Origin of the sequence: Zoogloea sp. (genome assembly GCF_041914405.1) — a bacterium.
Classification (GTDB): Bacteria; Pseudomonadota; Gammaproteobacteria; order Burkholderiales; family Rhodocyclaceae; genus Zoogloea.
Genome location: NZ_JAYSDK010000016.1, coordinates 75,196 through 101,909, shown reverse-complemented (window position 1 = coordinate 101,909; position 26,714 = coordinate 75,196). Strand labels below are relative to the sequence as shown.

General features: G+C 63.4%; 21 protein-coding genes. 9 read left to right on the top strand and 12 right to left on the bottom strand.

Features of this window, described 5'->3' with window-relative positions:
• Nucleotides 1-114 precede the first annotated feature (114 nt).
• Together ACE3RX_RS11825 and ACE3RX_RS11820 are read right to left on the bottom strand one after the other, a co-directional pair.
• Nucleotides 115-1,575, bottom strand: a complete 1,461-nt coding sequence (locus ACE3RX_RS11825; protein ID WP_374483651.1) for a 2-hydroxymuconic semialdehyde dehydrogenase — start codon at nt 1,573-1,575, stop codon at nt 115-117.
• A 37-nt stretch (nt 1,576-1,612) separates the two neighbouring features.
• The gene (locus tag ACE3RX_RS11820) at nt 1,613-2,056 is read right to left on the bottom strand and encodes a heme-binding protein (protein ID WP_374483649.1); all 444 of its coding nucleotides are present in this window, start codon (nt 2,054-2,056) and stop codon (nt 1,613-1,615) included.
• Between the two features lie 172 nt (nt 2,057-2,228).
• Here ACE3RX_RS11820 and ACE3RX_RS11815 point away from each other — a divergent pair, with 172 nt between their 5' ends.
• The 3 genes from ACE3RX_RS11815 to ACE3RX_RS11805 all read left to right on the top strand — a co-directional run bounded on the left by ACE3RX_RS11815 (nt 2,229) and on the right by ACE3RX_RS11805 (nt 7,248).
• Nucleotides 2,229-2,939 carry an FCD domain-containing protein gene (locus ACE3RX_RS11815; protein WP_374483647.1) on the top strand — a complete coding sequence of 237 codons (711 nt, stop codon included), beginning with the start codon at nt 2,229-2,231 and terminating at the stop codon, nt 2,937-2,939.
• A gap of 140 nt (nt 2,940-3,079) precedes the next feature.
• On the top strand, nt 3,080-4,249 hold the full coding sequence (locus tag ACE3RX_RS11810) for an FIST N-terminal domain-containing protein (RefSeq protein WP_374483645.1): 1,170 nt from the start codon (nt 3,080-3,082) through the stop codon (nt 4,247-4,249).
• A complete protein-coding gene (locus ACE3RX_RS11805) occupies nt 4,246-7,248 on the top strand; it encodes an EAL domain-containing protein (protein ID WP_374483643.1) in 3,003 nt (1,000 codons plus the stop codon). Before ACE3RX_RS11810 ends, ACE3RX_RS11805 begins: the two co-directional genes overlap by 4 nt.
• An 87-nt stretch (nt 7,249-7,335) precedes the next feature.
• Here ACE3RX_RS11805 and ACE3RX_RS11800 read toward each other — a convergent pair whose 3' ends face one another.
• The 8 genes from ACE3RX_RS11800 to ACE3RX_RS11765 form a co-directional block, all read right to left on the bottom strand.
• Nucleotides 7,336-8,265 carry a catechol 2,3-dioxygenase gene (locus tag ACE3RX_RS11800; protein ID WP_374483641.1) on the bottom strand — a complete coding sequence of 310 codons (930 nt, stop codon included), beginning with the start codon at nt 8,263-8,265 and terminating at the stop codon, nt 7,336-7,338.
• Nucleotides 8,266-8,420: 155 nt separating this feature from the next.
• Nucleotides 8,421-9,476, bottom strand: a complete 1,056-nt coding sequence (locus tag ACE3RX_RS11795) for an NADH:ubiquinone reductase (Na(+)-transporting) subunit F (protein ID WP_374483639.1) — start codon at nt 9,474-9,476, stop codon at nt 8,421-8,423.
• 3 nt (nt 9,477-9,479) lie between these two features.
• A complete protein-coding gene (locus ACE3RX_RS11790) occupies nt 9,480-9,839 on the bottom strand; it encodes a phenol hydroxylase subunit P4 (protein ID WP_374483637.1) in 360 nt (119 codons plus the stop codon).
• A 74-nt stretch (nt 9,840-9,913) separates the two neighbouring features.
• Nucleotides 9,914-11,470, bottom strand: a complete 1,557-nt coding sequence (locus ACE3RX_RS11785) for an aromatic/alkene/methane monooxygenase hydroxylase/oxygenase subunit alpha (protein WP_374483635.1) — start codon at nt 11,468-11,470, stop codon at nt 9,914-9,916.
• A gap of 22 nt (nt 11,471-11,492) precedes the next feature.
• On the bottom strand, nt 11,493-11,762 hold the full coding sequence (locus ACE3RX_RS11780) for an MmoB/DmpM family protein (protein ID WP_374483633.1): 270 nt from the start codon (nt 11,760-11,762) through the stop codon (nt 11,493-11,495).
• An 11-nt stretch (nt 11,763-11,773) separates the two neighbouring features.
• On the bottom strand, nt 11,774-12,772 hold the full coding sequence (locus ACE3RX_RS11775) for an aromatic/alkene monooxygenase hydroxylase subunit beta (RefSeq protein ID WP_374483631.1): 999 nt from the start codon (nt 12,770-12,772) through the stop codon (nt 11,774-11,776).
• Between the two features lie 52 nt (nt 12,773-12,824).
• The gene (locus ACE3RX_RS11770) at nt 12,825-13,091 is read right to left on the bottom strand and encodes a phenol hydroxylase subunit (protein ID WP_374483629.1); all 267 of its coding nucleotides are present in this window, start codon (nt 13,089-13,091) and stop codon (nt 12,825-12,827) included.
• Between the two features lie 179 nt (nt 13,092-13,270).
• Nucleotides 13,271-13,807: a hypothetical protein gene (locus ACE3RX_RS11765; RefSeq protein WP_374483627.1), complete on the bottom strand. Its 537-nt coding sequence runs from the start codon at nt 13,805-13,807 to the stop codon at nt 13,271-13,273.
• Nucleotides 13,808-14,307: 500 nt separating this feature from the next.
• Here ACE3RX_RS11765 and ACE3RX_RS11760 point away from each other — a divergent pair, with 500 nt between their 5' ends.
• The gene (locus tag ACE3RX_RS11760) at nt 14,308-15,303 is read left to right on the top strand and encodes a cytochrome-c peroxidase (RefSeq protein ID WP_374483625.1); all 996 of its coding nucleotides are present in this window, start codon (nt 14,308-14,310) and stop codon (nt 15,301-15,303) included.
• A 10-nt stretch (nt 15,304-15,313) separates the two neighbouring features.
• On the opposite strand, the gene ACE3RX_RS11755 is transcribed toward ACE3RX_RS11760, so the two are convergent.
• Nucleotides 15,314-15,691 (bottom strand): 2Fe-2S iron-sulfur cluster-binding protein, encoded by a 378-nt coding sequence (locus tag ACE3RX_RS11755; RefSeq protein ID WP_374483623.1) that lies wholly within the window; start codon nt 15,689-15,691, stop codon nt 15,314-15,316.
• Nucleotides 15,692-15,949: 258 nt separating this feature from the next.
• On the opposite strand from ACE3RX_RS11755, the gene ACE3RX_RS11750 reads away from it, so the two are divergent.
• A complete protein-coding gene (locus tag ACE3RX_RS11750) occupies nt 15,950-17,629 on the top strand; it encodes a sigma 54-interacting transcriptional regulator (protein ID WP_374483621.1) in 1,680 nt (559 codons plus the stop codon).
• An 18-nt stretch (nt 17,630-17,647) separates the two neighbouring features.
• Here ACE3RX_RS11750 and ACE3RX_RS11745 read toward each other — a convergent pair whose 3' ends face one another.
• Complete coding sequence (locus ACE3RX_RS11745) at nt 17,648-20,059, bottom strand: putative bifunctional diguanylate cyclase/phosphodiesterase (protein ID WP_374483619.1); 2,412 nt, start codon at nt 20,057-20,059, stop codon at nt 17,648-17,650.
• 1,140 nt (nt 20,060-21,199) lie between these two features.
• Between ACE3RX_RS11745 and ACE3RX_RS11740 the strand changes: the two genes are divergently transcribed.
• The 4 genes from ACE3RX_RS11740 to ACE3RX_RS11725 all read left to right on the top strand — a co-directional run bounded on the left by ACE3RX_RS11740 (nt 21,200) and on the right by ACE3RX_RS11725 (nt 26,697).
• Complete coding sequence (locus tag ACE3RX_RS11740) at nt 21,200-22,591, top strand: GntP family permease (protein ID WP_374483617.1); 1,392 nt, start codon at nt 21,200-21,202, stop codon at nt 22,589-22,591.
• A gap of 32 nt (nt 22,592-22,623) precedes the next feature.
• Nucleotides 22,624-24,627 (top strand): acyl CoA:acetate/3-ketoacid CoA transferase, encoded by a 2,004-nt coding sequence (locus ACE3RX_RS11735; RefSeq protein WP_374483615.1) that lies wholly within the window; start codon nt 22,624-22,626, stop codon nt 24,625-24,627.
• A gap of 174 nt (nt 24,628-24,801) precedes the next feature.
• A complete protein-coding gene (locus ACE3RX_RS11730) occupies nt 24,802-25,305 on the top strand; it encodes a phasin family protein (RefSeq protein WP_374483613.1) in 504 nt (167 codons plus the stop codon).
• A gap of 171 nt (nt 25,306-25,476) precedes the next feature.
• Nucleotides 25,477-26,697, top strand: coding sequence for a glycerophosphodiester phosphodiesterase (locus ACE3RX_RS11725; protein ID WP_374483611.1), 1,221 nt, complete (start codon nt 25,477-25,479; stop codon nt 26,695-26,697).
• The last annotated feature ends 17 nt before the right edge of the window (nt 26,698-26,714 follow it).

Here is a 26,714-nt window from a genome sequence, read left to right as displayed (position 1 = left end):
ATCTTGTTCTTTTAAATCCTTTTTATGGTTCCCGGGGGGGGGCTAATTCAGCCGCCGGCGTAATTAATTCTGGCAGGTGTGGGCTATTTAATTCGCCCCTACTGTTTGGAGCTGTCAGAGCTTCACGCAGACGTTCTTCAGTTCGGTGTAGAACTCGAGGGAATGCACGCCGCCTTCGCGGCCGATACCAGACTGCTTGGCACCCCCGAAGGGCGTACGCAGGTCGCGCAGGAACCAGGAGTTGACCCACACCAGGCCCACTTCCAGACGGCCGGCGACGCGGTGGGCGCGGGTCACGTCCTTGGTCCACACCGAGGCGGCAAGACCGTAGGTGGTGTTGTTGGCGCGGCGGACGACTTCCTCTTCGCTGTCGAAGGGCATCACCAGCGTGCAGGGCCCGAAGATTTCCTCGCGGGCAATGGCCGCGTCGTCACTGAGGCCGGTCCAGATGGTCGGCTGGACCCAAGCACCGTCCTTGAGATTGCCAGGCATATCGGGCACGCCGCCGCCGGTCACCACGGTGGCGCCCTCTTCCACCGCCTTGCGGTAGTAGGACAACACCTTCTGCTTGTGCTCTTGGGAGATCAGCGGCCCCATGCCGGTTTCCGGGTTGTCGGGCAGGCCGACGACCAGCTTTTCGGCGCCTTCCTTCAGGCGGGCGACGAAGGTATCGAACAGCGAGCGCTCCACATAGACGCGCTCGGTGCCGAGGCAAACCTGGCCACAATTGGCGAAGCAGGACCGCAGCGTGCCTTCGATGGCCGCATCCAGGTCGGCGTCGGCGAAGACGATGGCCGGGTTCTTGCCACCCATTTCCAGGGACACCGGTCGGGCGCCGTCGGAGGCAGCCTTCATGATCGCCGCGCCGGTACGGGTTTCACCGGTGAAGGTGATCGCATTGACGCCCTGGTGACGGGTCAGGAACTCGCCGGCGGAATCAGGACCGAAGCCATGCACGACGTTGTACACACCCTTCGGAATACCGACCGCATTCATCACCTCGCCGAGCAGCGTGGCGGTCTGCGGGGTTTCCTCGGAAGGCTTCACCACCACCGCGTTACCGCAGGCCAGGGCCGGACCGACCTTCCAGGTCATCAGCAGCAGCGGCAGGTTCCACGGGCACACCACACCAACCACGCCAACCGGACGACGCACCGCATAGTTGATCGCGCCACGGCCATCCGGCGTGGCCATCTCGAAGAACTCGGTGGGAACGTTCTTCACCACGTCGGCGAAGATCTTGAAGTTGGCCGCACCGCGGGGAATGTCCAGATGGCTAGCCAGGCTGCGCGGCTTGCCGGTATCGGCCACTTCGGCGGCCAGAAAATCGTCGAAGCGACGATTGATTTCGTTGGCCACGCCGTACAGCAGCTCAACCCGGTCGGCGACGGTGATGCGGCCCCATTCGCCTTCCAGCGCCGCATGACCGGCGGCGACCGCCGCATTCACCTCGGGCAGGCCCGCCTCGCTGACCTGGGCAATGACGCTGTTGTCGAGCGGGGAGCGCTTCTCGAAGAGGCGGCCGCTGGCGGCCTCGACGAATTCTCCGTTGATGAAGTTCTTGATCAGTTTCATCTGCAGTTCGTCCTTCCTGGTGAAGAGCTTGTCTTGTTCACTCGGCGCCGATGGCCTTGAGGGCCGCGCGCGCACATTCCTCGTCCTGGGCTTCGGAAGCGCCAGAAACGCCGATGCCGCCGATCAGCCCGTCCGCGCCGCGAATCGGCAGGCCGCCGCCAAACACAACCAGGCGCGGCCGCGCAGAAAAGCCCAGCTTCATGCCTTCGTCGTGGCCGATGACTGCCATCCAGTCCTTGGTCGAGAAGCCGAAACCGGCCGCGGTGTAGGCCTTGTCGATGGCGATATCAATGGACTGCACGAAGGCACCCGGCATGCGCAGGAAACCGGCCAGGTTGCCGCCGCTGTCGGCCACCGCCACGTTGATGCGCACACCAATCTTCCTCGCGTGATCCACCGCTGCCTGCAGCGCGAGGCTGGCCGCCTCGGCAGAGATCACGGCCTGGGGAACGGAAAGGGGGGCGTCGGAAGGCTGGCTCATTGTGGGCAGTCCTGAATCAGTGTCGTTGATGAAACGATATTTCCTTCTTATCTCGACGTCAACACTTTTTCTCGAGATTTTTGATTATGATCGCTCGAAGCCTGTTCGGCTAGAATTCATAACAATGGGCAGGCACCTACGGGGCCCGCCGGAAACACCGGAAATCCACACCATGAACGACCTAGTCACCAGCACCGACCTCACCAGCGAGGCCGACGAACCCAAAACCCTGGCAGAAGCGGCCTACCGCCAGCTGCGCCGGGACATCATCGAAGGCGTGCACCGCCCCGGCGAAAAGCTGCGGGTCGAGCACCTGAAAGATCAATATGAAGTAGGCGCCGGCACCCTGCGCGAGGCGCTGCAGCTCCTCGTCACCGATGCGCTGGTGGTTGCCCAGGGGCAGCGTGGCTTCCGCGTCGCGCCGATCTCCCTCGACGACTTCGCCGACATCACACGCACCCGCGTGCTGCTCGAGACATCCGCGCTGCAACAGTCCATCGAACTTGGCGACGACACCTGGGAAGCGAACGTAGTCGCCGCCTTCCACATGCTGTCGCGCGCTGAGGACAAGCTCATCGAGGGCGCCAAGGGCACCCGCGAAGAATGGGAGCTGCGCAACCGGGCCTTTCACGAGGTGCTGATCTCGGCCTGCCCGTCGCGCTGGATCCGCCACTTCCAGAACATCCTGTACCACCAGTCGGAGCGCTACCGCCGCCTTTCCCTGTTCCGCCAGCCAATCCCACGGGACGTCCACGCCGAACACCAGGCCATCGTCGATGCGGCCCTCGCCCGCAACAGCGCCGAAGCCACACGCATCCTCTCCGACCACATCCTGCGCACGCTGGATGCAGTCCGCCAGTTACCGGCGGACTTCATCAACTAGACCTGCGCCAGCACGCCTGACAGCTTCGGAGCGATATAACTAAAGACATACGTCCGCCGCTCCGTTAATCTCCTGCCGGCGTGCCCACGCCGGCCGCAGTGGCCGCGCCCGACGCGCCACGCCGAGGAGACACAATTAGAATGAAGCCCCCCCCTGCCAACGGAGGCCCCGCGGAGGGCATCCGCGTCGGCGAAAGCCAGCACGCGGACGCCACCGAAGCGGCCCACCAGCTCGCCAGGCAGCTGGCCCCTGCGCCGAACCGTCTGTCCCTGGTATTCGCCTCCAGCAACTTTGCACCGGAACAACTCGAGGCCGGCCTCGCCGCGGCCTTCGGACGCACGCCGCAGATCGGCTGCACGACCGCCGGCGAAATCGGCCCGCGGGGCTACCAGCAAGCCAGCCTGGCCGGCGCCTCCCTCGGTGACGACGTGATCGACTTCGAGATCGGGCTACTCGACAACCTGGATCGCCTCGACCTGCATTGCATGACGGCCTTCGCCCGCGACCTGCGCAACGCTCTGCAGGCCCGTCACGGCAGGCTGGACAGCCTGTCCTGCTTCGCCTTCATGCTGGTGGACGGGCTTTGCGGCCGCGAGGAAAGCGTCGCCCGCGCCTTCCACGACGGCCTCGGCGGGATCCCCCTGTCCGGCGGTTCGGCCGGTGACGACCTGCACTTCGTGGACACGCGGGTGATCTACAAGGGGCAGTTGGTAAAGAACGCGGCTGTCTTGCTGGTAGGCGTCAGCCACCGCCCGCTGGAGGTCTTCCACACCCAGCATTTCACCCCGACCAGCGCACGCCTGATCGTCACCGGGGCGATCACCGCCGAGCGCCGCGTCACCGAGCTGAATGGCTGCCCGGCCGCCGATGAATACGCCCGCGCCCTCGGCATCACGGCTGCCGAACTGACCCCCGCCATCTTTGCCGCCAACCCCGTCCTCGTGCGTATCGGCGGCACCGACTTCGTGCGCTCAATCCAGCGGGCCAATCCAGACGGCAGCCTCGACTTCTTCTGCGCCATCGACCGCGGCATCGTCTTCAAGATCGCCCACGGCGAAGACCTGCTGACAAACCTGGACAAGGCCCTGGGCGCCGCATCCAGCGCCGTTGGCGAGGCCGACCTGATCCTCGGCTGCGATTGCATCCTGCGCCGCCTGGCGGCCACCGAAACCGGCATTGCAGACGTGGTTGGCCGCCACCTCGCCGATGGTCGTGTCGTCGGCTTCAATACCTTTGGAGAGCAGTTCCTCGGCCTGCACCTCAACCAGACCTTCACCGGCATCGCTTTCGGCAAGGAGGCCCGCCGATGAGCCGGCCGGACGACCTGCGCTGCGCCCCGGACGACCCCGCCGGCCTGCGCGCCGAGATCGAGCGCCGGGACCGCATGATCGACGCCCTGGTCTATCAGGTTGAGAGCAACCCCGCGGCGCCCGAACGAGGCTACGGGCTGCTGCAGACCACCTTCATGCTGGAGGAGCAGGTCCGCCAGCGCACCGAGGAATTGGTCGCCACCCTGAAGGCCTTGCGCGAGATGTCCGCCGAGGCAAGCGCCGCCCGCCACCAACTCGAGGCGGCGATGGACAACATGTCCGACGGCTTTGCGCTATTCGATGCCGACGACCACATCCTGCTGTGCAATGAAGCCTTCCGGCGGCTGTGGGGCCTCGACGGGCATCTGGGCGGCCGCCCCTTCGGCGAGCTGCTGGCGGCCTGCGCCACCGACCCCACCCTGCTCCACCGCTTCCAGACCTGTCGCAGCAGACGGGAGCGCAGCGAACTGAAACTCCCGTCGGGACAAATCCTGCAGATCCGTGAACGGCGCATGGACGACGGCGGCCTGGTCGGCATCTATTCCGACGTGACCGACCTGAAGGCCGAGGAGGCCCTGCTGCGCCAGGAAGCCCTGGCCCGCAAGTCCCAGCTGCTGCAATCCACCCTGGACAGCATCGACCAGGGCATCGCCGTCTTCGACCGGGACGAACACCTTGTAGCCTGCAACCAGCGCTTCTTCGCACTGCTGGCCCTGCCGCCCCCCCTCGCCGAAACCGGCCGTGCCCTCGCCGACCTGCGCAGCCATAGCGCGGCGATCAACCGCTTGTGCCCGCCGGGCCTGGCTTCCAGATCCAGGGCCACCCGCTTCGAGCAGCGCAGCGGAGACGGCCCGGTACTGGAGCTCGGTCGCTTCCCGATGCCCGACGAAGGCTTCGTGTTGACGGTTGGCGACATCACTTCCCTGAAGGAAGGCGAAGCCCGCATTGGCCGCCTGCTGGTCCAGCAGCGGGCGATCTTCGACAACGCCCATGTGGGTATCATTTTCTGCCGCGACCGCCTGATCCTCGATGCCAACCAGCACATGGCGGCGATCTTCGGCTACCACTCGCCGTCGGACCTGATCGGCCAGAGCACCGAGATCCTCTATCCGAGCCGCACCGACTACCTGGAGGTCGGCGGCCACATCTACCAGGAGCTGGCAACCCGCGGCTACAGCGAGGGCGACGTCCGCATGCTGCGCAAGGATGGCAGCCACGTATGGATCCGCCTGTCGGGCAGGCCGGTGGATGCGCGCAGCGGCAGCGACGGCGCCATCTGGGTCTTCAGCGACATCACCCGCCAGCGCGAGCAGCACGCCCAGTTGGAGCTGGCCCAACTGGTCTTCAACCACAGCAACGAGGCCCTGATGGTGACCGATGCAAACAACCGCATCGAGAGCGTCAATTCGGCCTTCAGCACCATCACCGGCTACAGCGCGGCGGAGGTGCTCGGCCGCAGCCCGTCCATCCTCAAGTCAAGCCAGCACGACGACGATTTCTATAAGTCCATGTGGGAAGCCCTGGCCCGGGACGACCGCTGGGAGGGCGAGATCGTGGACCGCCACAAGAGCGGCCGCGTCTATCCCAAGTGGCTGACCATCCGCGTCGTGCGCAATCCCGACGCCAGCGTCGCCCACTACGTGGCAGCCTTCAGCGACATCAGCGCCCGCAAGGCCGCCGAGGCGCAGATCCAGTACATGGCCCACCACGACGCGCTGACCGGCCTGCCCAACCGCATCCTGTTGCGTGACCGCTTCGAGCAGTCCTTCCAGCGCAGCGTCCGCAACAACGGCACGCTGGGGATGTTCTTCCTCGACCTGGACCAGTTCAAGCACATCAACGACACCCTCGGCCACGCCATTGGCGACGACCTGCTGATGGCCGTGACCAACCGCCTGGCTGGCTGCCTGCGCCACAGCGACACGATCAGCCGGCTGGGCGGCGACGAGTTCATCATCCTTGTCGAAGGGGACGAGTCCACGCGCTTCTACGCCGCGGTGGCGGAGAAGATCTGCCGCGCCCTGGAAAAGCCCTTCGAGCTCGGCGGCCACGCGCTGACCGCCACCGGCACACTGGGCATCGCCGTCTCACCGGGGGACGGCAAGGATTTCGACACCCTGCTGAAGAAGGCCGACATGGCCATGTACCACGCCAAAGCACGCGGCCGCGCAACCTTCAGCTTCTTCGACGAACGCATGAACCAGGACTCGGCCGAGCGTCTGTCCCTGACCACCCAGCTACGCCGGGCCCTCGGTGCGGGCGAGCTGCGACTGGTCTATCAACCGCAGTTCACCATCGGCGACGGCTGCATGATCGGCGCCGAGGCCCTGATGCGCTGGCGCTCGCCGCAACTGGGTGAGATCAGCCCGGGGCGCTTCATCCCGCTGGCCGAAGACACCGGCCTGATTCTGCCGATCGGCGAATGGGCACTCTACGAATCCTGCCGCCAAGCCCGTACCTGGGCTGACGCTGGCCAGGCCTTGAAGATCGCCGTCAACGTGTCGGCGGTGCAGCTACACCGGGACGATTTCTCGGCCACGCTGGCTGCCGTGCTGAGGGACACCAGCGCCGACCCACGGCTGATCGAGCTGGAACTCACCGAATCAGCGCTGATGAGCGATGCCGCCCGCTTCATCGAGCTGATCGCCTATGTACGCAGCCTGGGTATGTCGGTGGCCATTGACGATTTCGGCACCGGCTACTCGAGCCTGGCTTATCTGAAGCGTTTCCAGGTCAGCAAGCTGAAGGTGGATCAGTCCTTCGTCAAGGACATCCCGGACGACGAGGAGGACCGGGCCATCGCCGAGGCCATCGTGCGCATGGGCCAGTCACTGAAACTGAGGGTGATTGCCGAAGGGGTGGAAACCCGCGCTCAGCTGGATTTCCTGTCGGGCATCGGCTGCCACGAAGTGCAGGGCTACCTGATGAGCCGCCCCGTCGAAGCGGCTGCGCTGACCGCCGGCCTGACCGCGGGTGCAGCGGCCGGCCGGCATCACTAAGGAGTTCGAGGGAAACGTCGGGCGGCCCCGCGTTTCCTTCTGCCTCGCGCAGGATGCGGGCTAGGCTAAGCCCAGCCCTTGGAGCACTCAGGAAACAACCGTCAGGAAGCGCTCGTTGAGCTTGCGGTCGTGGTAGAACACGCCGGTCCCGACCTCTTCCCAGGTCCAGGTGATCGGTGCGTAGTCCGGGTAAGGCTGGTAACCACCGCAGAAGGTCTCAAAGCGGTTGCCGGACGGATCGAAGGCGTAGATCGTAGTGCCGCGGGTCACGCCGTGGCGCGTCGGGCCGATGTCGATGGACACCTTGTTCATGGACATGATGTCGGCGGCACGCAGGACCTTCTCCCAGGTATCGAGCAGGAAGGACACGTGGTGCAACTTGCCCGGCTCCGGGTGGCGCACAAAGGCGATGTCGTGGGCCTTGTGGGAGCAGGACAGCCAGATCGCCAGATTGGTTTCGCCATCTTCCATCAGCACGCGCTCGACGAGGTAGAAGCCCAGCACATCCTCAAACAGCTTTTGCACCTTTTCGATGTCCGGCCCGTAGAGCAGACAGTGGTCGAGGCGAACCGGGGCGATGCCGCGCTCGGCATCGGGCGTCCACGGGTCCGGATTGACATAGCTCATGCCGTTACCAACGTCGGTCTTCTCGGCGTAGAGCTCGATCTGGTGGCCGGAGGGGATCTCGAAGCGCACGCGCTCGCCGGTTTCCAGCAGCTCGCCGGCGGGGATGCGCTCGGTCTTGACGCCGTAGGCCTTCAGATCGCCATCGAGTTTTTCCAGCGTGGCTTTGTCGGCCACCTTGAAGGCGAAGAAGTCCATGCCCGCGGATTCCGCCTCACGCAGGATCAGGCTGTTGTGGTCACGCTCGTCCCACGCCTTGAAGTACACACGGCCCTGTGCGTCGCGACCGGTCTCGATGAGGCCCAGCACATTCTTGTAGTGATTGATGCCCTCTTCCAGATCCAGCACACGCAGTTGCATGTGGCCGGGACGCAGAACTCCGGTCATTGCCATTTGTAATCTCCTCTTGTCCTTGTGGATGCCGGCATGGCCTGGAAAACCGCGTTGCAGCGCGGCTTTCCGACCCGGCGAGCACTGTGTTTATCTTAAACTCTCATCTCGATAAGTCAATTTATTCTCGAGATTTTGTTTATATATCGATTTATTAATTAGACCCGCTTGAACAGCGGACTGCGCACCTGCTGAGCATCAGCCGCCGAGAAGAACTTTTCGGTGTAGATGTCGTTCTCGAACAGGCGCCCCTGCATCAGCGTCGAGATGCAAGCATCGATCATCATCGGCGGGCCGCACAGATAAGCCTTGCGACCGCGGAAGTCGTTATCGAAGTGGGCTTTCGCCGCCTCGTGCACGTAGCCCCGGAAGCCTTGCCAGGCGGAATCCGCCGGCTCGTCCGACAGCGCCGGCACGTAGGTGAAGTTGGGATACTTCTCAGCCAGCGCCAGGAACTCGTCGTGGTAGTAGAGCTCTGCGCGGCTGCGTTGGCCGTACACCAGGGTGATCGGGAGCGTGCAGCCCTCAGCCAGCAGGTCGAGGATCATGCTGCGCGGGCTGGACAGCCCCGAGCCGCCGGCCATGAACAGCAGCGGGACATTGGCCGACTTGCGCACGAAGAAACGGCCGTAAGGGCCAGAGAGCTTGACCCGATCCCCTTCCGCCAGCTTCTCGTGGAGATAGCCGGTGCCGGTACCGCCGGGCACGATGCGCACGTTGAGCTCGATCTCCCGCCCCGTCGAAGGCACGTTGGCCAACGAGAAGGCACGGCTGATGCCGAGGCCCGGGATGTCCAGGTTGATGTACTGGCCGGCCTGAAAATGGATGGCCTCGTCGAGCTCGACGAAGATGCCCTTGATGGTCGGCGTGAGCTGCTCGATGCGCTTCACGGTGCCGGGGAAGTCCTTCACCGGGATGGATTCGGCATCCGGCTCTTCCTCGATCTCCGCTTCGATGGTCACGTCGCTTTCGAGGCGCGCACAGCAGGCCAGGGTCTTGCCCTCGGTGCGCTCGAAATCCATCAGTGCGAAGCTCGAGGCTTCACCGTGGTCCACTTCCCCGTCCAGCACCTGCACCTTGCAGGTGGCGCACAGGCCGTGGCAGCAGGCATGCGGCAACCAGATGCCGGCGCGCAGGGAGGCATCGAGAATGGTCTGCCCCTCCTCGACCTCGATGGTCTGGCCGAGGGGTTCGATGGTCAGCTCGTAGGACATGATTCAGCTCGCAGAACCCTTGATGCCGGTGAGGCCGGGGGTGCGGAAGCGCAGCACGTCCTTGTGCTTGAGCCCCAGTTCAGCCAGCGTCTTGTTGAAATCGGGCTGCCACGGTTGGCTGGATTTCAGCCACTCGACCTTGCTCCAGTCGATCTTGGCAAAATCCGGGTGATAGCCGAAGACGCCCGGCAGCACCTTCTCGATGATGTCGCCGAAACGCATGCTCGGCGGGAACGGCAGGCAGAACGGCGCACAGAACAGCAGATGCTGGTCCCAGCCGATGTACAGCAGCTGGTTGCCGTGAAAGTTCTCGAGCCGGTCGGCGGACTCGAAGGAATATTCCTTGATGGCGGCTACGCCCATGGTTTGTCTCCTTGTATTTTTCCGATGAGGAATCCGGCCGGCGCCCTGCGCCGGACCGGATTCACTCCTGTCTGTCAGGCAGCGTTCTTGGTCGCCATGCCGCGCCAGGCCTCGAAGTTCTTCTGGTCCTCGGAACCTTCGAAGTCCAGGTTGTCGCGGCCCTGGGCCAGGTGGTAGTAGTCGAGCACTGCCGACAGCGGGTCGAAGCCCTCGGCGGTCGGATCGACACCTTCCTCGAAGCAGTTGCCCTGGTAGATCTGGTGCACCGGCAGCCAGGCCTGGATGTACTTCTCCGGCTCGTGCTCGAAGATCTCTTTGCAGCCGTCGGAACAGAAGTGGTACTTGTTGTCCTTGTAATCGACCTCGCGGTAGCAGATCTGCGTGGGATCGCCCGGCTCGGTGAAGATCATCGGGATCTGGCAGGTCTGGCACAGCATGGGCAGCGTCTTGTTGTAGAAGCGGTTGCCCTTCTTGGCCTCCTCGCGCCAGTGCTCCAGACGCGGCCGGTAGTACTTGTCGAAGCTGTTCGGGTACTTCTGCGACAGCCAGTCCAGTTCGTCGTCGTTGGGAATCCAGGTGTGGAAGTTGCACGCCGCGGCGTAGTTGTAGAAGGTCGCCCAGGCTTGGTGGGAGATGTGGTCCTTGTCCTGCTCGATCTGGTCCAGCCACTTGGGCGGACGGATGCCGTAGCGGGCCAGGTCCTTGAACAGCGCGCCGCCGTTCTCCTCGAAGTAAACCTCCCAGGCTTCCTTCCAGCTCATGATGCGCTTGGGCAGCATGTAGTCCATCATCATGCCGACCAGGGTCAGCACGCGGTAACCGCGCCAGGTCCACTTGTCGATCCACTGCTGCACGATGGGCAGGTTGTCCGGGTCCTGCTCCAGCACGAACTTGATGACTTCCAGGCCCAGCGTCATGTGGCGGGCTTCGTCGGACTGGGCCGAGAAGCCGAAGGTCATGGTGCCCATGTCGCCGTTGTAGGCGGCACCGGACACGAAGGGCACGAACAGCAGGTTGGTCAGCACGTACTCGAAGCTGAAACCGATCGCCACCATGAACTCGAAGGGGCCGGCGGTGACGGCGTCATCGAAGAACGAGCGCGGCACCGACAGGTACCACACGCGCTCCAGCATGTGCCGGTAGTCGTGGAAGCCGTTGTAGTACTTGTTGTAGTTGGACAGGGAGTGGATCTGCGTCTGCGCGTGGCGGATCTCGTCCAGGGACTGCATCAGGCAGGCAACCCGTGCACCAACGCCGGGGAACTGGCGGCCGGTCATCGCGAAGCCGCGGTGGGCCATGTACTCCAGCGGGCTGATACCGTTCAGGAACAGCTTGATGGCGTTGAGGTAACGCGCATCGGTGACGTTAAGGTGGCCATTGTTCTGGGCATAGGCGTCGATGATCGCGTACAGCTTGCGCTCCTTCTCGGCCTGGTACTTCCAGTAGGCGTCCATGGTCAGGCGGAACGGGTCTTCCCACTTGTCCCAATCATGGATCTTGATGCCTTCGTACTTGACGAAGGGGAACACGTCGTCCATCGACTGGTAGGTGGTCTCCCAGCCCAGGCCACGGGTCATGTGCTGGTACTTCTCCTTGAGGCCCAGCTTCTTCTTGCCGACTTTCATGTCCATCTTGCGTGTCTCCTCGAAGGGTTCAGGCGTTCCAGCTCAGGGTCAGCTCGTCGTCGGTCTCGTCGACGTTGCCCGTGAGGGAAATCAGGTTGATGTGCAGTTCCTGCAGGTCGAAATCACGGCCGATCAGTTCTTCGATGGTCGAGCGGCGCACGACCAGGGAGCCCTCGGCGTCGATCTTCACCATCGCCGGCTGCTCGTTGCAGATGGCGTGGGGGTTGTCGGCGAGGATGGCCTGGATGATCTGGCGGGTGTCGTCGTTGGTTTGCAGCGCGATGAATACCTTGGACATGGGGCTTCCTATCAGAGACTGACGCCGGCCTTGGCCATGCGCGCGTTGAACTGGTCCACCACCTCGCTGGTGATGGCGTCGGCTTCGGCACCGAGGGCGATCTGGGCGATCGGCATCAGCGCGGCGGCGGCGCGGTCGCGCCAGTGGGTGATCCAGGTTTCCATCTGGGTCTTGTTCTCGGCGGATTCGGCGGCGGCGGTCTTCACCGTGGCGTCCACCCACTTCTTGGTTTCGGCGTACCAATCGGTCATGAACTGGGTGAGCATCGCGATCGGCGTGCCGCCCTTCGACGAGAGCACGTTGTCGATGATGGTTTCGTACACCAGCGGGTACAGCAGGCCATCCAGCGCCACCATCTGGGCGACGAAGACTTCCAGCGGATCCTTCAGCACGAAACAGTCTTCCACGTAGCGGCGCAGGCCCTGCCAGGCGCTGTCTTCCATCCAGCTCTGCTTGGCGGTGTCGAGCACCTCCACGTCGTCGCCGAGCAGCAGGCCGACGCGGGTGATGTACTGGGCGATGCCCAGCATGTCCATCGAATGGAAGATGCACGGCTGGGTCAGCGCGGTGCCGTAGCCGTAGGCGGTGATGAAGGCCGCGTTCATGTTGCCGCCCCAGGCTGCGTGGCGCAGCGGCAGCAGCAGCTTGAGCACGGTCTCTTTCAGCTCGGCCGGCAGGGTGTCAGCCAGGCCGCGGCCTTCGACGAAGTCGAAGTTCGACTCAGCGGTTTCCTGCTGCTTCGCGCGGGCCAGGGTGTAGGCGCCGTAGTAGAACTGGCGCGGGTCCTTGAAGGCGTACCAGTCGGCCATCTTGATCGCGCTGCGGGAGGCGTCGAAGATCTCGTGGTCCGGATCCCAGGTCGGACGGTAATGGAAGTTGTGGGTCGCCTGAACTTCCAGCGTGCCTTCCTGGTAGCGGGTCGCGGCCTTGTCGGCGCCGATGCGGCGGGCGATATGGTCGAACGTCTGCCGCTGGGGCTTGATGGTGACGGTGCGCAGATCCATCTGCATGGTGTCTCTCCTCCTTCTTCTATTCAAATTCCGGGCGTGCGGCCCGGCCGGTTCATCTGAAGCGTTGGTGCGTGGCCTCGTGGAGGCTCCAGTTGAAGTCGCCGTCCTCCTCCGCCTCCGGCCGGGAACCCTCCAGGAGGATCACCCGGTTGGTCTGGCAGAACTCCTCGTAGGCGGCTTCAGGAAGCAGCATCTCGACGAAGAGTGCGGGGTCGGAAATGGAGAACTCGAACTCCACCAGGCCATCGGGGCGCCGCTCCACCAGGCGTACGTACTTGCGGTTCACATCCACTGGCGGCGGGCTGGTCGGATCGATCATCGTGTCCTCGGTCTGGTCTGCAACAGGCTTCTCTTAATCAAGCCCCGTACCAGATCTGACAACTCACTGATCGCAAAAGACAAAATCCGCTTTTTCTCGAGATTACGAGAAAAAGCGGATTTTATTGATGAATCAATTGATCAAATGCTGCAGTGCAGCTTGATGATCTGGTGAAACAGTCAGGCAATCCCGGCCCCGCCGGATTCGCCCTCTTCCGGGTCAGAAGTCGTAGGCGATCTTGCCGAAAAGCCGCCGCCGGTGGCGTAGAGCTGGGTGCCGTACACGGCGCTCGACGTCCCGGTGGTCGGCTCTCCAGGCCCGTTCTTGTCGGGACACTGAAAGTCGATCTCATGGGAATTGTTGAAGGCGAAGTAGCCGTCGGGGAGCAACTGGGTGATCGTCGCCAGCCCATTGGCGCGGCGGAAGTTGTTACCAGCCGCGGTGTCGCGCTGCCCACCTTTGCCGAATGAATGCAGGGACAGCTCGCTGTTGACCGGCAGCTCGCCGTTGCAGGACAGGTTCCAGGCCTCGATCTGGGGATCCCCGTTGTGGGCGCCGTCCCGGTTCCAGGTGGCGTTCTTCGGGTTGGAGGCCGGGAAGTTGTTCCACGACTGGCCGCGCTTACGCGCGTCGACGCCGAAATGAATGAAACCGTCCCTATACAGTTCGGTACCGAAGTCCGCCTCGCCCAGCGCTGCCCGCCAGAGCAGCGGCAATCGCGAGGGCTACCGCGGACGAGCGCGAAACGGGATTGCCGGTGGGCACCCAGCAAATAAGCTTAGCTTGACGGAAAGACGGATTCATCGGCATCACATCCTGATTGGGAAGCGCATGCCGTGACAGCAATCATGCCAGCAAATGCCATCGACAAGATCTGACCAAGCGTCCTGCCTCCGCATTACAAGCAGATGATATAGCAATGAAATGACGCATGCCCTCAGCTGCGGCAACTGGCCGGAATGCTCACCTGGATTCTTGCAGGCGCTCAAGTGACAACACGATGTCATCAACCCGGCGCAGTTTCCAGTCACATCGCCATCCCCAAAATGTCGCCTAGGCCGCCCCAAAATAGGCATTTGACATCATAAATCGTCAAACGCATATTCCTTAAGGATTCCTTAAACCTTCTCGCGGAACATCCGCAGCAGGCTGCGCTGGGAGCACGACACCCCTCCCGGCAGCGGCCACCCACTTCCCCTATCGTAAGGACTTCCCGATGATCATCCGCCGTACCGTCGCATCCGCCACCCTGGCACTTGGCGCAGTCGCCAGCGCCCACGGGGCCCCTGCCGCCGAACCGATCCAACCCATCGCTCCGCCCAAAGTCACCAACCCAGCCGCCGTCGAACTGGGCAAGACCCTGTTCTTCGACCCGCGCCTGTCCAAGTCGGGCGCTATCTCCTGCAACTCCTGCCACAACCTGTCCGCCGGCGGCAGCGACAATCTGAAGAGTTCCATCGGCCACGGCTGGCAGAAGGGCCCGATCAACTCACCGACTGTGCTCAATGCCCGCTACAACCTGGCCCAGTTCTGGGATGGCCGCGCCGCCGACCTGAAGGCCCAAGCCGGCGGCCCGATCGCCAACCCGGGCGAAATGGCCTTCAGCCATGAGCTGGCGGTGAACACCCTGAAGACCATTCCCGGCTACGTGACGGCATTCCGCAAGGCCTTTGGCTCGGACGAGATCAACGTGGACCGCATCACCGGCGCGATCGCCGCATTCGAAGAGACGCTGGTTACCCCCAACTCCCGCTTCGACCAGTGGCTGAAGGGCAACAAGAAGGCCCTCAATGCGGAAGAGCTGGCTGGCTACAAACTGTTCAAGGACAGTGGCTGCGTGGCCTGCCACAACGGCCCTGCCGTCGGTGGCAATTCCTTCCAGAAGATGGGTGTGGTGGAGGCTTACAAGGCGAACAGCCCGGCCGAAGGGCGCATTACTGTGACCGGCAAGGACGCCGACCGCTTCCTGTTCAAGGTGCCGACGCTGCGCAATGTGGAGCTCACCTATCCGTACTTCCACGACGGCGGCGCGGCGACCCTCGGCGAGGCGGTGGATACCATGGGCCGGCTCCAGCTGGGCCGCAAGTTCAGCGCCGAAGAGAACGCAAGGATCGTCGCCTTCCTGAAGACGCTCACCGGCCAGCAGCCCTCCTTCAAGCTGCCCGTGCTGCCGCCGTCCGCCGACAACACGCCGCGGCCGCAGCCGTTCTGAGTTCCGTGCGCTAGTTTGACGGCCAAGCCGGCTGCTGCGCAACGGGGGCGTCCTCGGGCGCCCCCGCCGTTTTCTCCATTCCCCGCTCCAGTGCCTTGACCATCTTACCGACCACGGTCAGGGACATTTCACCACGGGGAAAAACACGGCAGGCCAGCACCACGCCGCTCGCCTCCTCCTCCGCGCTCACGCAGTCGCGGCTCATCTTGCGGGCTTCGTAGCTGCCAGAGTGGATCGCCACCTTGCACACGCCACAGCCACCGCCGCGGCAACCGACGGGGATGCCGCGCCGCCCCAGCACCTCCATGCCGCGCAACAAGTTCAGTTCGGCATCGCAAGTGTAGTCCTCACCGCTGTTTCCGATATGGATCAGGTACTTCTGGGCCATGGTCTCCTCCTGGCGCATCATCGATCCGGACTGCTCGCTCTTGCTGTCGAATCGGTCCGGTTCGTTTTTCTCGAGATTTTGTATTATTATCGCCAATATCCTTATAACGCAAGCTGATGAGGAATCGACGCTCCACTGTGTAGAGCGTCCGCAGCCCCACATCGGGCAAGTGGTATAAGGCCCTGTCTTCCTGCTGCCCGGCGACACACCGGCCATCACTATTCCTATCAAGCGGCGGAAGACGCTGGAGGAGACATCGTGAGCGACATCCATTACCCGCAGAACGCTGATCTGCGCAGCCTCGTGCGCTTCTGTTCCGAGAAGGGCCTGATCTGGCTCCATGAAAGCCGCATGATCCTGATGCACGCGGCGGCCCTGTCCGAACTGCGTAAGGAACTGATCAACTCGGTGGGTATCGACCAGGCCCGCCGCATCCTGACCCGCATGGGCTACGCAGCCGGCGCCCGAGACGCCGAACTGGCCCGGAAGATCCGCGGCAATCAGAGCCTGCAGGACGCCTTCGTGGTCGGCCCCCAACTGCACATGCTCGAAGGCATGGTGCACGTCACTCCATTCAAGCTCGACTTCGACGAGGACGCCAAACACTTCTACGGCGACTTTCTGTGGGAGAACTCCGTCGAAGCAGAAGTCCATGTCCGCGAGTTCGGCCACGCAGAACATCCGGTGTGCTGGATGCAGATCGGCTACGCGTCGGGCTATACCTCTGCCTTCATGGGACGCTTCATTCTCTTCAAGGAGATCGAGTGCGTTGCCACCGGTCGCAACCGTTGCCGCATCGTCGGCAAGCCGGTCGAGGAATGGCCGGACGCCGCCGACTACACGCCCTACTACGAAGCGGACTCCATCGTCAGCCGCATGCTCGAACTCCGCAGCGAAGTCGATGCGCTACGGGCCACCCTCGAACGCCGCCTGCCGCCGCCCAGCCTGATAGGCTCGTCGGCCGGTTTCCGCCATGCCTACACCTTGATCGACAAGGCCGCCGTCACCCAAGTCACGGTATTGCTGCTCGGCGAAACCGGGGTCGGCAAGGAGCGCTTCGCCCGAGCGCTGCACGAGATGAGCCCGCGCGCCGCCGGCCCCTTCGTGGCGATCAACTGTGCCGCCCTGCCCCACGACCTGATCGAGTCGGAGCTGTTTGGCGTCGAGCGCGGCGCCTTTACCGGCGCCCAAGTTTCGCGGATGGGCAAGTTCGAGCGCGCCGACGGTGGCACCCTGTTCCTCGACGAGGTGGGCGAACTGCCGCTGGCCGCCCAGGCCAAGCTACTGCGCGTGCTGCAGGAAGGCGAGATCGAGCGCCTGGGGGATGACCGTACGCGCAAGATCAACGTGCGCCTGGTCGCCGCCACCAACGTGGACCTGCACGCCGCGGTCAAGGCCGGTCGCTTCCGCAACGACCTGTTCTACCGGCTCAACGTCTATCCGGTGGTAATCCCGCCGCTGCGCGAGCGGGTCGCCGACATTCCGCTGCTGGTCGAGGCCATGCTGAAGCGTTTCGGAGCCCTGCACGGCAAGCGCCTCGCCGGCGTCACCGACAAGGCCCTGCGTGCCCTCAAGGGCCACGCCTGGCCCGGTAATATCCGCGAGCTGGAGAACACCATCGAACGCGGCGTGATCCTCGCGCCGCAAGACGAATGGATAGAGGTGGAGCACCTGTTCGCCGGCCCGCAGGACTTCGAGGCCAGCCAACTCGGCATCAACGATGCCGGCAGCCTGGACTCGGCGGATGCCGAAGATGCCACCGACGCCTTGTGCAAGCAGATCACCGCTGCCGGCATCGGGCTGGATGGTCTCGAACAGGCGCTGATCCAGCATGCGGTCAAGGAAGCCAAGGGCAATCTCTCCGGTGCGGCACGCCTGCTCGGCATCACCCGTCCCCAGCTCAACTACCGTCTGAAAAAGAAGGAAACATCACTGTAAGACACTGGCCGGCAGCACTCAGCCGGCCAGGTCAGGAGCAGTCGCAGCGGCATTACGCCAGCGCTCTTCGATAACCTCCGCGGGCACGGGACGGCTGAACAGATAGCCCTGCAGGAAATCGCAACCGCCACGCCGCAGCAGATCGGCCTGGCTTTCCGTCTCCACCCCCTCGGCGACAACCGCCAGGCCGAGGGTACGAGCCAGCGCGAGAATGGTGTGGATGATCGCCACCCCATGCTCGTCCAGATCGGCCTCGCCGACGAAGGAGCGATCGATCTTCAGCACGTCGATCGGCAGGCGGCGCAGGTAGGCAAGGCTGGAATAGCCAGTGCCAAAATCGTCGATCGCCACCGTCACGCCCAGTTCCTTCAGGGCCTGCAGAGTTTGTGCTGCGTCGTCCGGCCGGTTCATCACCATGCTCTCGGTCAGCTCGATCTCCAGCAGGGTTGGCGGAATCTCCGCCGCCTCCGCCTGGCACAGGATCTCGCCGACCAAGTCGCCTTCGACGAACTGGCGGGCCGAGATGTTCACCGCCACCCGCTGCCAACCGTAGCCGGCGCGGTGCCAGGCGGCAATCTGCCGGCACGCCTCGCGCAGCGTCCACCGCCCGAGCTCGCCGATCAGGCCGCAATCCTCCGCCACCGGAATGAACTGGGATGGCTGGATGGCACCGCGCTCCACGTTGTGCCAGCGCAGCAGGGCCTCGTAACCGACAATCTCGCCGCTACCGGCCACCACCTTGGGCTGGTAGTGCAGGCTCAGTTCCCCATGGGCCAGCGCATGCCGGAGGGCCGTCTCCAACTCCAGGCGCAACTGCGCGGCCTCCGACATAGCGGGCTCGAAGAAGCGATAGACGCCCCGCCCGGCGGCCTTGGCGGCGTACATCGCCACGTCGGCGTTCTTCATCAGCGTCGTGCCGTCCGTACCGTCGTCCGGAAACACCGCCACACCGATCGACGTACCGATATTGATGCGGTGGGACAGGACCTGGATCGGCTCGCTGATCGCCTCGATGATCTTGCGGGCCAGCATCGCGCAGACACGGCCGTTCTGCAGGCCACGTACCAGCACGACGAACTCGTCGCCCCCCAGACGCGCGACAGTGTCGGACTGGCGCACTAGGCTTTTCACCCGCTGGGAGACCTCCATCAGCAGCATGTCGCCTACCTGGTGGCCGAGGCTGTCATTGACGCTCTTGAACTGGTCCAGGTCGAGGAACATCAGCCCCAGCTGCTCCCGGTCGCGGCGCGCCATCTCGATGCCGTGACGCAGTCGATCCTCCAGCAGGAACCGGTTTGGCAAGCCGGTCAGCGCATCGTGGAAGGCCAGGAAGCGGATACGCTCGTCCTTCTCCTGGGATTCGGTGATGTCGGTGACGGCGAAAACATAATGCGTAACCGCGCCGTCCGCATCGCGCACCGCGTCGATGGAGCGGCGTTCGAGGAACAGGCCGCCGTCCGCCTTGCGGCTCCATACCTCGCCGCTCCAGTGCCCCAGGCGGCGCAGTTCGCCCCACATGGCCTCGACGGCGAACGGATCGTGATCGGCCGGGTTGAGCGTCCCAATGGGCTGCCCCACGATGCTGGCGGGCGACATCCCGGTCATCGCACAAAAGGCCGGATTGGCCTCGACGATCAGGCCTTCCGCGTCGGTAACGATGACACCGGCCGCAATGTTCTCGATGGCGGCCGAAGCCAGACGAACCTTCGCGGTACGCTCGGCCACAATGCGCTCCAGCCCTGCATTCTGCGTCGTCAAGGCATCGCGGGCCACAACCAGGTCCCGGTTCAGGGCCTCGACAATCTCCTGCTGGCGCCGCGCCTCGCCCAGCAACCCCTGGTTCTCGATCAGGCTGCGCCGGGCCGTCAGCAGGGTCCGGCGGGCCCAATGGTGGGCAAACAGCATGGTCAGCAGGTAGCTGACCGTCAGCCCACCGAGAATCGCTGAGCCGGGCGACGGCAATACAAAGAACAAGATGGCGCCCGGCAGCAGCAGGCAGGCGATGTAGAAACGTGCTGACCACAGGACAGGCGCCAGCACCGAGGCGGCCCGCCCTGCCAAGCCGAAATGGATGATGGCCAGCACCAGCACTTCCTCGGTGCCTATGTCCGGCCGCAGCTGGAACGGCAACAGCGCCCACAACAGGGAAACGGCCGCCAGCGGTATCCAGAACAGGCGCTCCATGAACGGCAGAGAATGTTCAGCAAAGGTCCGCCCGCCCCAGCGCAGCGTCGCCAGCCGAACGGCAATTACCGCGAACATCGCCATCAGCCAAGGGGGCGCCAGCCAGTCGCCGGTCATCGACTTGTGCAGCCAGGCAATGCCGATTACGGCGATGCCATTGAACAGAGCCCCCCCCTGCCCCTGGGCAAAGGCATTCTCGATCAAGGACCAGCGTAGCAACTGGTCCAGGCGGTTTTCGTTTTCCATACGGACGAATCTCGGACACCACCACCACCGGCATGCCGACAAATGTGCATTCCGGTGTTGCCCCACCCGATTACGGGCCGGACAAACCTGCCCTTAACGACGCCAGCCTGACGGACTTGAAGACAGGACGACGGTGTCCGTGCCGTATTCCACACCACGGCCTGCCGAAAAGAAAAATGCCCTCCGCCATCTGGACAAAGGGCATTCGATTTGGACGCACCGGGACGGCCGCGATCTCCGTTGGGCGCCGACAGAACAGACTTGACGCCAGCCGCCCGGGTATCCGCGGGTTACTTCCAGACGCTGTCCTGGAGGTGTTCATCCAGCGGCCTCGCAGGCCGCCACACGCCCATATGCGACAGGCAAGCGTCAAAAGCGCCGGCCCAGTAATCAAGCCACCAACTCAGCGGGCTCATGATCCTGATCCTCCTCGACCTTTCCTTATGCCGCCAGGAAGTCCGGAACGGGGCAGCGCAATGCTTCAGAACTCACGTTGCCCCCCGGATGCGGGACATGCCGAAAAGCCGAAAAAAGTTACGACATGCGATACAGCGGATCTAGCTTGCTCCTGCCAGACCTGCCTGGGTGCGGACTCCTTCACGGAGAACCCACAATATTTTTTTATTACGCGCCACTCCACCTACTTTGAAAACAGGCAACGTGATGTGCTTTGCCCGGCGCCCGTGATGAGCAATATATACGCCAAAAATAAAACCGCAATTAATTCAGTTGCTTGACCAGACTAGAACACTCCCCCCCGCGGGACAGCAGTAAAGTTTCCCGACACCGTGATCCTGTTCGCAATCCTTTTTGCACCAAAATCGACCGATTCCCGATCACATGACCAGCGCCTGTTCGCGCAAAGGGATCAAGTATTGAGATCCTAAACCCCCAAGTCCGCCCGAAACGCCTTTTCAGAATCAGCACGACTCTTCACCTGCCCGCGGGTAATCCCCTAAGCCCTTATATCTAGGGGAATACCCCTAACAAAACAACGCCATGCGCATCACCCACATGGCGTAATCTTTGCCTTCCATATTTTTGATTTTGACCGTCGCCTCGCAATACGGCGGCATCAGTATTTCCGTTCACGCTCCCGTTTCCGTTCCGTTTCACTGTCGTTACAGAAAGGTAAGGACCATGGATTTTCTGATAGTCATCGCAGCCCTGGTGTTTCTGATGTTCATTGCGTACCGGGGCTACAGCGTCATTCTGTTCGCGCCTGTGGCAGCCCTCGGTGCCGTCCTGTTCACCGATCCGGGCCTGGTTGCGCCGGCCTTCACCGGTCTCTTCATGGACAAGATGGTCGGCTTCGTGAAGCTGTATTTCCCGGTCTTCATGCTCGGCGCCGTCTTCGGCAAGGTCATCGAACTGTCCGGCTTCTCAAAGGCCATCGTGTCGTCGGTCATCAACCTCGTTGGCCGTGAGCGGGCAATGCTGTCCATCGTGCTGGTCTGCGCGCTGCTCACCTATGGCGGCGTGTCCCTGTTCGTGGTGGTCTTCGCGGTCTATCCCTTCGCCGCCGAGATGTTCCGCCAGGGCAACATCCCGAAGCGCCTTATCCCCGGCACCATCGCGCTGGGCGCCTTCACCTTTACGATGGACTCCCTGCCCGGAACGCCGCAGATCCAGAACATCATCCCGACCACCTTCTTCAAGACCAATACCTGGGCCGCCCCGTCGCTGGGCGTTATTGGCGGCATCTTTATCCTGATCGTCGGCCTGACCTTCCTCAACTGGCGCCGCCGTACTGCCCAGAACGCCGGCGAAGGCTACGGCGACAATCTGCTCAACGAACCGGAACCCTTCACCCACGAGAAGCTCGCCAACCCGGTCATCGCAATCCTGCCGCTGTTCGTGGTCGGCATCTTCAACAAGGTATTCACCAACCTCATCCCCGATATCTACGGCAAGGTGCATGAACTGGCCCTGCCCGGCCTGGCCAAGCCGGTGTCGACCGACGTCACCAAGATCGCCGCGATCTGGGCCGTGGAGGCGGCGCTTCTGCTGGGCATCCTGTGCGTGCTGGTGTTCGCCTTCAAGCCGGTGATGGAGAAATTCGCCGAAGGCTCCAAGGCGGCCGTCGGCGGTGCTCTGCTGGCGTCGATGAACACCGCTTCAGAATACGGCTTCGGCGCCATCATTGCCGCGCTACCGGGTTTCATCTACATCGCCGACGCCCTGAAGGCGATCCCCAACCCGCTCATCAACGAGGCGATCAGCATCACCACGCTGGCCGGCATCACCGGCTCCGCGTCCGGCGGTATGAGCATCGCGCTAGCGGCGATGGCCGAGACCTTCATCGCCAACGCCCAGGCGGCCGGCATTCCGCTGGAAGTCTTCCACCGGGTCGCCGCGATGGCCTCCGGCGGCATGGACACTCTGCCCCACAACGGCGCCGTGATCACCCTGCTGGCGGTCACCGGCCTGACCCATCGGCAGTCCTACGGCGACATCTTCGCGATCACCGTCATCAAGACCTCCGCGGTGTTCGTGGTGATCGCCACCTACTATCTTTTCGGTATCGTTTGAGCCATGCCCCGAGAGCCAGAGGAGACAAACCGATGAGCCCCACCAAACAAAAGATCACCCCGCCCCAAGGCCGCAACACCGGCAAGGTGGTCAGCGCCGCCGATGCGGTCAAGCTGATCCGTTCGGGCGACACCATCGCCACGACCGGCTTTGTCGGCATCGGCTTTCCCGAGAATATAGCCATCGCCCTAGAGCAGCGCTTCCTCGAAACCCGCGACCAGAGCAGCGACGGGCGCGGCAAGCCGGAAGGACTGACCCTCGTCTACGGGGCCGGCCAGGGCGACGGCAAGGACCGCGGCCTTAACCACCTCGGCCACGAGGGCCTGGTCAAGCGCGTCGTCGGCGGCCACTGGGGCCTGGTGCCGCGCCTGCAGGAACTGGCCGTCGCCAACCGCATCGAGGGCTACAACCTGCCCCAGGGCGTCATCACCCATCTGTACCGGGACATCGCCGCCGGCAAGCCGGGCACGCTAACCCGCGTCGGCCTCGGTACCTTCGTCGATCCGCGCTTCGGCGGCGGCAAGGTAAACAGCTGCACCACTGAGGATCTGGTGCGGGTCATGGAGATCGACGGCGAGGAGTACCTGTTCTACAAGGCCTTCCCGATCAGCGTCGGCATCGTGCGCGGCACCACCGCCGACCAGGACGGCAACATCACGATGGAGAAGGAAGCCCTGACGCTGGAAGGCCAAGCCATCGCGATGGCGGTGCGCAACAGCGGCGGCATCGTCATCGCCCAGGTGGAGCGCATCGCTGAGTCGGGCTCCCTCAACCCGCGGCAGGTGAAGATCCCCGGCATTCTGGTGGACTGCGTGGTGGTGGCGGAGCGCCCCGAATGGCACATGCAGACCTTCATGGAGCAATACAGCCCGGCCTTCTCCGGCGAGATCCGCATCCCCGTCACTTCCCTTGAGCCGATGGAGATGAGCGAACGGAAGATCATCGCCCGCCGCGCGGCGATGGAGCTGATCCCCAACGCGGTGGTGAACCTCGGCATCGGCATGCCCGAGGGCGTCGCAGCGGTAGCGGCTGAGGAGCGGGTCATCGACCTGCTGACCCTCACAGCCGAGCCGGGCGTGATCGGCGGCATTCCGCAGGGCGGGCTCAACTTCGGCGCGGCGGTCAACACCGCGGCGATCGTGGACCAGCCGAGTCAGTTCGACTTCTACGACGGCGGTGGCCTTGACATCGCCTTCCTGGGCCTCGCCCAGGCTGACGAGCAGGGCAACCTCAACGTCTCGAAGTTCGGCCCCAAGCTGACCGGCGCCGGCGGCTTCATCAATATCAGCCAGAACGCCAAGAAAGTCGTGTTCGTCGGCACCTTCACCGCCGGCGGCCTTGAAGTGGCGCTGGATAACGGGCAAATCAAGATCCTCGTTGAAGGCAAGGCGGTCAAGTTCGTCAAGGAGGTGGAGCACCGCACTTTCAGCGGCGCCGAAGCGGTGCGGCGCAAGCAGCCGGTTCTGTACATCACCGAGCGCTGCGTGTTCGAGTTGACGCCGGAGGGCGTGGAACTGATCGAGATCGCACCGGGCATCGACGTGGACCGTGACATCCTCGCCCACATGGACTTCAAGCCGGTCATCCGCGGCACGCCCTGCCTGATGGACGAACGCATCTTCCGCGACGCCCCCATGGAACTGCGCCAGAGCATCGTCGCAATGCCGCTCGAGTCACGCTTCCACTATGACGCCGAACAGAACCTGTTCTTCATCGACTTCGACAACCTCCGCCTGCGCCATTCGAACGACATCGAGAAAATCCGCACCCTGGTCGCCAGCATCCTCGACCCGATCGGCCACAAGGTCCCGGTGGTCGTGAACTATCACGGTTTCGACATCCTCGACGACCTCATCGAGCCCTACGCAAACATGATCAAGGGCTTGATGGAGACCCATTACACGCGGGTGACCCGCTACGCCACCAACCCTTTTCTGCGGGCGAAACTCGGGGAAGCCCTGAGCGCCCGGCATGTTCCGCCGAAGATCTTCGACTCCGCCGAGGAGGCTCGTGCAGGGCTGACGGACAACCAGTGAGGGGTATTCGCGACAGCTGTTGCTGCAGTGCAACATAATGCACGATGCTGCGCTGATTTTTTGCACCCTCGCCATCGTCCTTGGAAGAGCCTGTGCTATCGTTTTTCACAGGAGGCCACGGGAGGGATTCAATCTGGGGCTTTTACTGTTCAATAACAACGTGTGGAGAAAACTATGGCTACAAAGCAAGAACAGCAATTCAACGAAATTCAGAAGAAGAGCCTGGAAGCCGCCATGCGCCTGGCCCAGCTCTCGATCGAGAACTCCCAGCGCATCATGGAACTGCAGGTCGGCACCGCCAAGTCCCTGTTCGAAGAAGGCGTCGCCAACGCCAAGGCCCTGTCCAGCGTCAAGGATCCGGCCGAAGCCCTGAACCTGCGCACCGCCTACGCCCAGAGCACCACGGAAAAGATGCTGACCTGTGCGCGCGAGATCGCCGAAATCACCGCCAAGACCCAGGCCGAAGTCGGCAAGATGGTCACCGAGCAGCTGACCGGCGGCGGCCAGGACGTGGTTGACTCCTTCCAGAAGCTCTTCAAGGGCCTGCCGATCGGCGACCACAACGCCCTGGGCTCCATCCAGAGCGCCATGGACACCGCCCGTGCCGCCTACGAGCAGATGACCAAGGCCTCCACCGAAGCCTTCCAAGCCTTCACCAAGCTGACCCCGAAGAAGTAATTTCATCGGTCTGCTGGTATAGAACGGCGCCTGCGGGCGCCGTTTTTCATTGGTGGCGACCATCCTGCTGTGCTGCCTACAAATGGGCAGAAAAACCTCCGACCTCACCGCAAAATAACAAATTCGTCATAAGAGGATGGCATCTTCACGGGCTTTTACCCGGAGATCTCCATGCTCAAGCCCGCTGTCGCCCCGTCCGCTTCATTCCGCCTCACCCCCGTCGCACTGGCCTGCTGCAGCGCCCTGCTGCTGTCCGCCTGCGGCGGCTCCAACGATGGCAACAGCCTGTCGACGCTGAACGGCGACGCGCCCCTCGTCGTCGCCCACCGTGGTGCCTCAGGCTACCTGCCGGAGGAAACCCTAGAGGCCTACAGCATGGCCATCGACATGGGGGCCGACGTGGTCGAGCCGGACCTGATCTCCACCAAGGACGGCGTGCTGATCGCCCGCCACGACCCCAACCTGGCCTACAGCACCGACGTCGCCAACCACCCCGAGTTCGCATCCCGCAAGAAGACCACTCAGGTTGATGGCGAAACCCAGACCGGCTGGTTCGCCAGCGACTTCACGCTGGCCGAGATCAAGACCCTCGGTGGCATCTCCACCGATGCCGAGCGCCCGCAACAGTACAACGGTCTCTACAAGGTCATCACCTTCCAGGAGCTGATCGACCTGGTGAAGGCCAAGAGCGCCGCCACCGGCCGCACGATCGCTGTTTACCCGGAAACCAAGAACCCCACCTACCACCGGGATCTCGGCCTGCCGCTGGAAGACAAGCTCATCGACCTGATCAACAAGGCCGGCTGGAACAGCAAGACCGCCCCGATATTCGTGCAGTCCTTCGAGCCGAGCAGCCTCAAGTACATGCGTAGCAAGGGCCTCAACACCAAGTTGATCCAGCTCATCGACGCCGATGACGTGAACCTCAAGACGGGCGCCCTCACCTACGCCGTCCCCTACGACAAGCCCTACGACTGGGCCAAGGCCGGCGACAGCCGCCTGTTCAGCGCCATGGTCACCCCGGCCGGCCTCGCCGAGATCAAGACCTACGCCGACGGCATCGGACCGTGGAAACGCTACATCATCACCGTCAAGGGCACGCTGGACGCCAGCGGCAACCTGACGGACATCAACGGCGACGGCAAGATCAACGAGGCCGACACCGTCAGCCAGCCGGCCACCACGCTGATCGCCGACGCCCACAAGGCCGGTCTGTTCGTCCACCCCTACACCTTCCGCAACGAAAAGCGCCGCCTCGCCAGCGACTACAAGGGCGATCCGCAGAACGAATACCTCGCCTTCTACCGCCTCGGCGTGGACGGCGTGTTCTCCGACTTCTCCGACACCGCGCTGGCCGCCCGCAAGGCCTACCTGAAGGAAATGGGCCGCTGAGCCTCCCCTGCGGGGGT

What these genes read in the sequence shown, in the direction of transcription:
- ACE3RX_RS11825 (WP_374483651.1), bottom strand. Translation starts at nt 1,575, where the DNA reads ATGAAACTGATCAAGAACTTCATCAACGGAGAATTCGTCGAGGCCGCC.
- ACE3RX_RS11820 (WP_374483649.1), bottom strand. Translation starts at nt 2,056, where the DNA reads ATGAGCCAGCCTTCCGACGCCCCCCTTTCCGTTCCCCAGGCCGTGATC.
- ACE3RX_RS11815 (WP_374483647.1), top strand. Translation starts at nt 2,229, where the DNA reads ATGAACGACCTAGTCACCAGCACCGACCTCACCAGCGAGGCCGACGAA.
- ACE3RX_RS11810 (WP_374483645.1), top strand. Translation starts at nt 3,080, where the DNA reads ATGAAGCCCCCCCCTGCCAACGGAGGCCCCGCGGAGGGCATCCGCGTC.
- ACE3RX_RS11805 (WP_374483643.1), top strand. Translation starts at nt 4,246, where the DNA reads ATGAGCCGGCCGGACGACCTGCGCTGCGCCCCGGACGACCCCGCCGGC.
- ACE3RX_RS11800 (WP_374483641.1), bottom strand. Translation starts at nt 8,265, where the DNA reads ATGGCAATGACCGGAGTTCTGCGTCCCGGCCACATGCAACTGCGTGTG.
- ACE3RX_RS11795 (WP_374483639.1), bottom strand. Translation starts at nt 9,476, where the DNA reads ATGTCCTACGAGCTGACCATCGAACCCCTCGGCCAGACCATCGAGGTC.
- ACE3RX_RS11790 (WP_374483637.1), bottom strand. Translation starts at nt 9,839, where the DNA reads ATGGGCGTAGCCGCCATCAAGGAATATTCCTTCGAGTCCGCCGACCGG.
- ACE3RX_RS11785 (WP_374483635.1), bottom strand. Translation starts at nt 11,470, where the DNA reads ATGGACATGAAAGTCGGCAAGAAGAAGCTGGGCCTCAAGGAGAAGTAC.
- ACE3RX_RS11780 (WP_374483633.1), bottom strand. Translation starts at nt 11,762, where the DNA reads ATGTCCAAGGTATTCATCGCGCTGCAAACCAACGACGACACCCGCCAG.
- ACE3RX_RS11775 (WP_374483631.1), bottom strand. Translation starts at nt 12,772, where the DNA reads ATGCAGATGGATCTGCGCACCGTCACCATCAAGCCCCAGCGGCAGACG.
- ACE3RX_RS11770 (WP_374483629.1), bottom strand. Translation starts at nt 13,091, where the DNA reads ATGATCGATCCGACCAGCCCGCCGCCAGTGGATGTGAACCGCAAGTAC.
- ACE3RX_RS11760 (WP_374483625.1), top strand. Translation starts at nt 14,308, where the DNA reads ATGATCATCCGCCGTACCGTCGCATCCGCCACCCTGGCACTTGGCGCA.
- ACE3RX_RS11755 (WP_374483623.1), bottom strand. Translation starts at nt 15,691, where the DNA reads ATGGCCCAGAAGTACCTGATCCATATCGGAAACAGCGGTGAGGACTAC.
- ACE3RX_RS11745 (WP_374483619.1), bottom strand. Translation starts at nt 20,059, where the DNA reads ATGGAAAACGAAAACCGCCTGGACCAGTTGCTACGCTGGTCCTTGATC.
- ACE3RX_RS11740 (WP_374483617.1), top strand. Translation starts at nt 21,200, where the DNA reads ATGGATTTTCTGATAGTCATCGCAGCCCTGGTGTTTCTGATGTTCATT.
- ACE3RX_RS11735 (WP_374483615.1), top strand. Translation starts at nt 22,624, where the DNA reads ATGAGCCCCACCAAACAAAAGATCACCCCGCCCCAAGGCCGCAACACC.
- ACE3RX_RS11730 (WP_374483613.1), top strand. Translation starts at nt 24,802, where the DNA reads ATGGCTACAAAGCAAGAACAGCAATTCAACGAAATTCAGAAGAAGAGC.
- ACE3RX_RS11725 (WP_374483611.1), top strand. Translation starts at nt 25,477, where the DNA reads ATGCTCAAGCCCGCTGTCGCCCCGTCCGCTTCATTCCGCCTCACCCCC.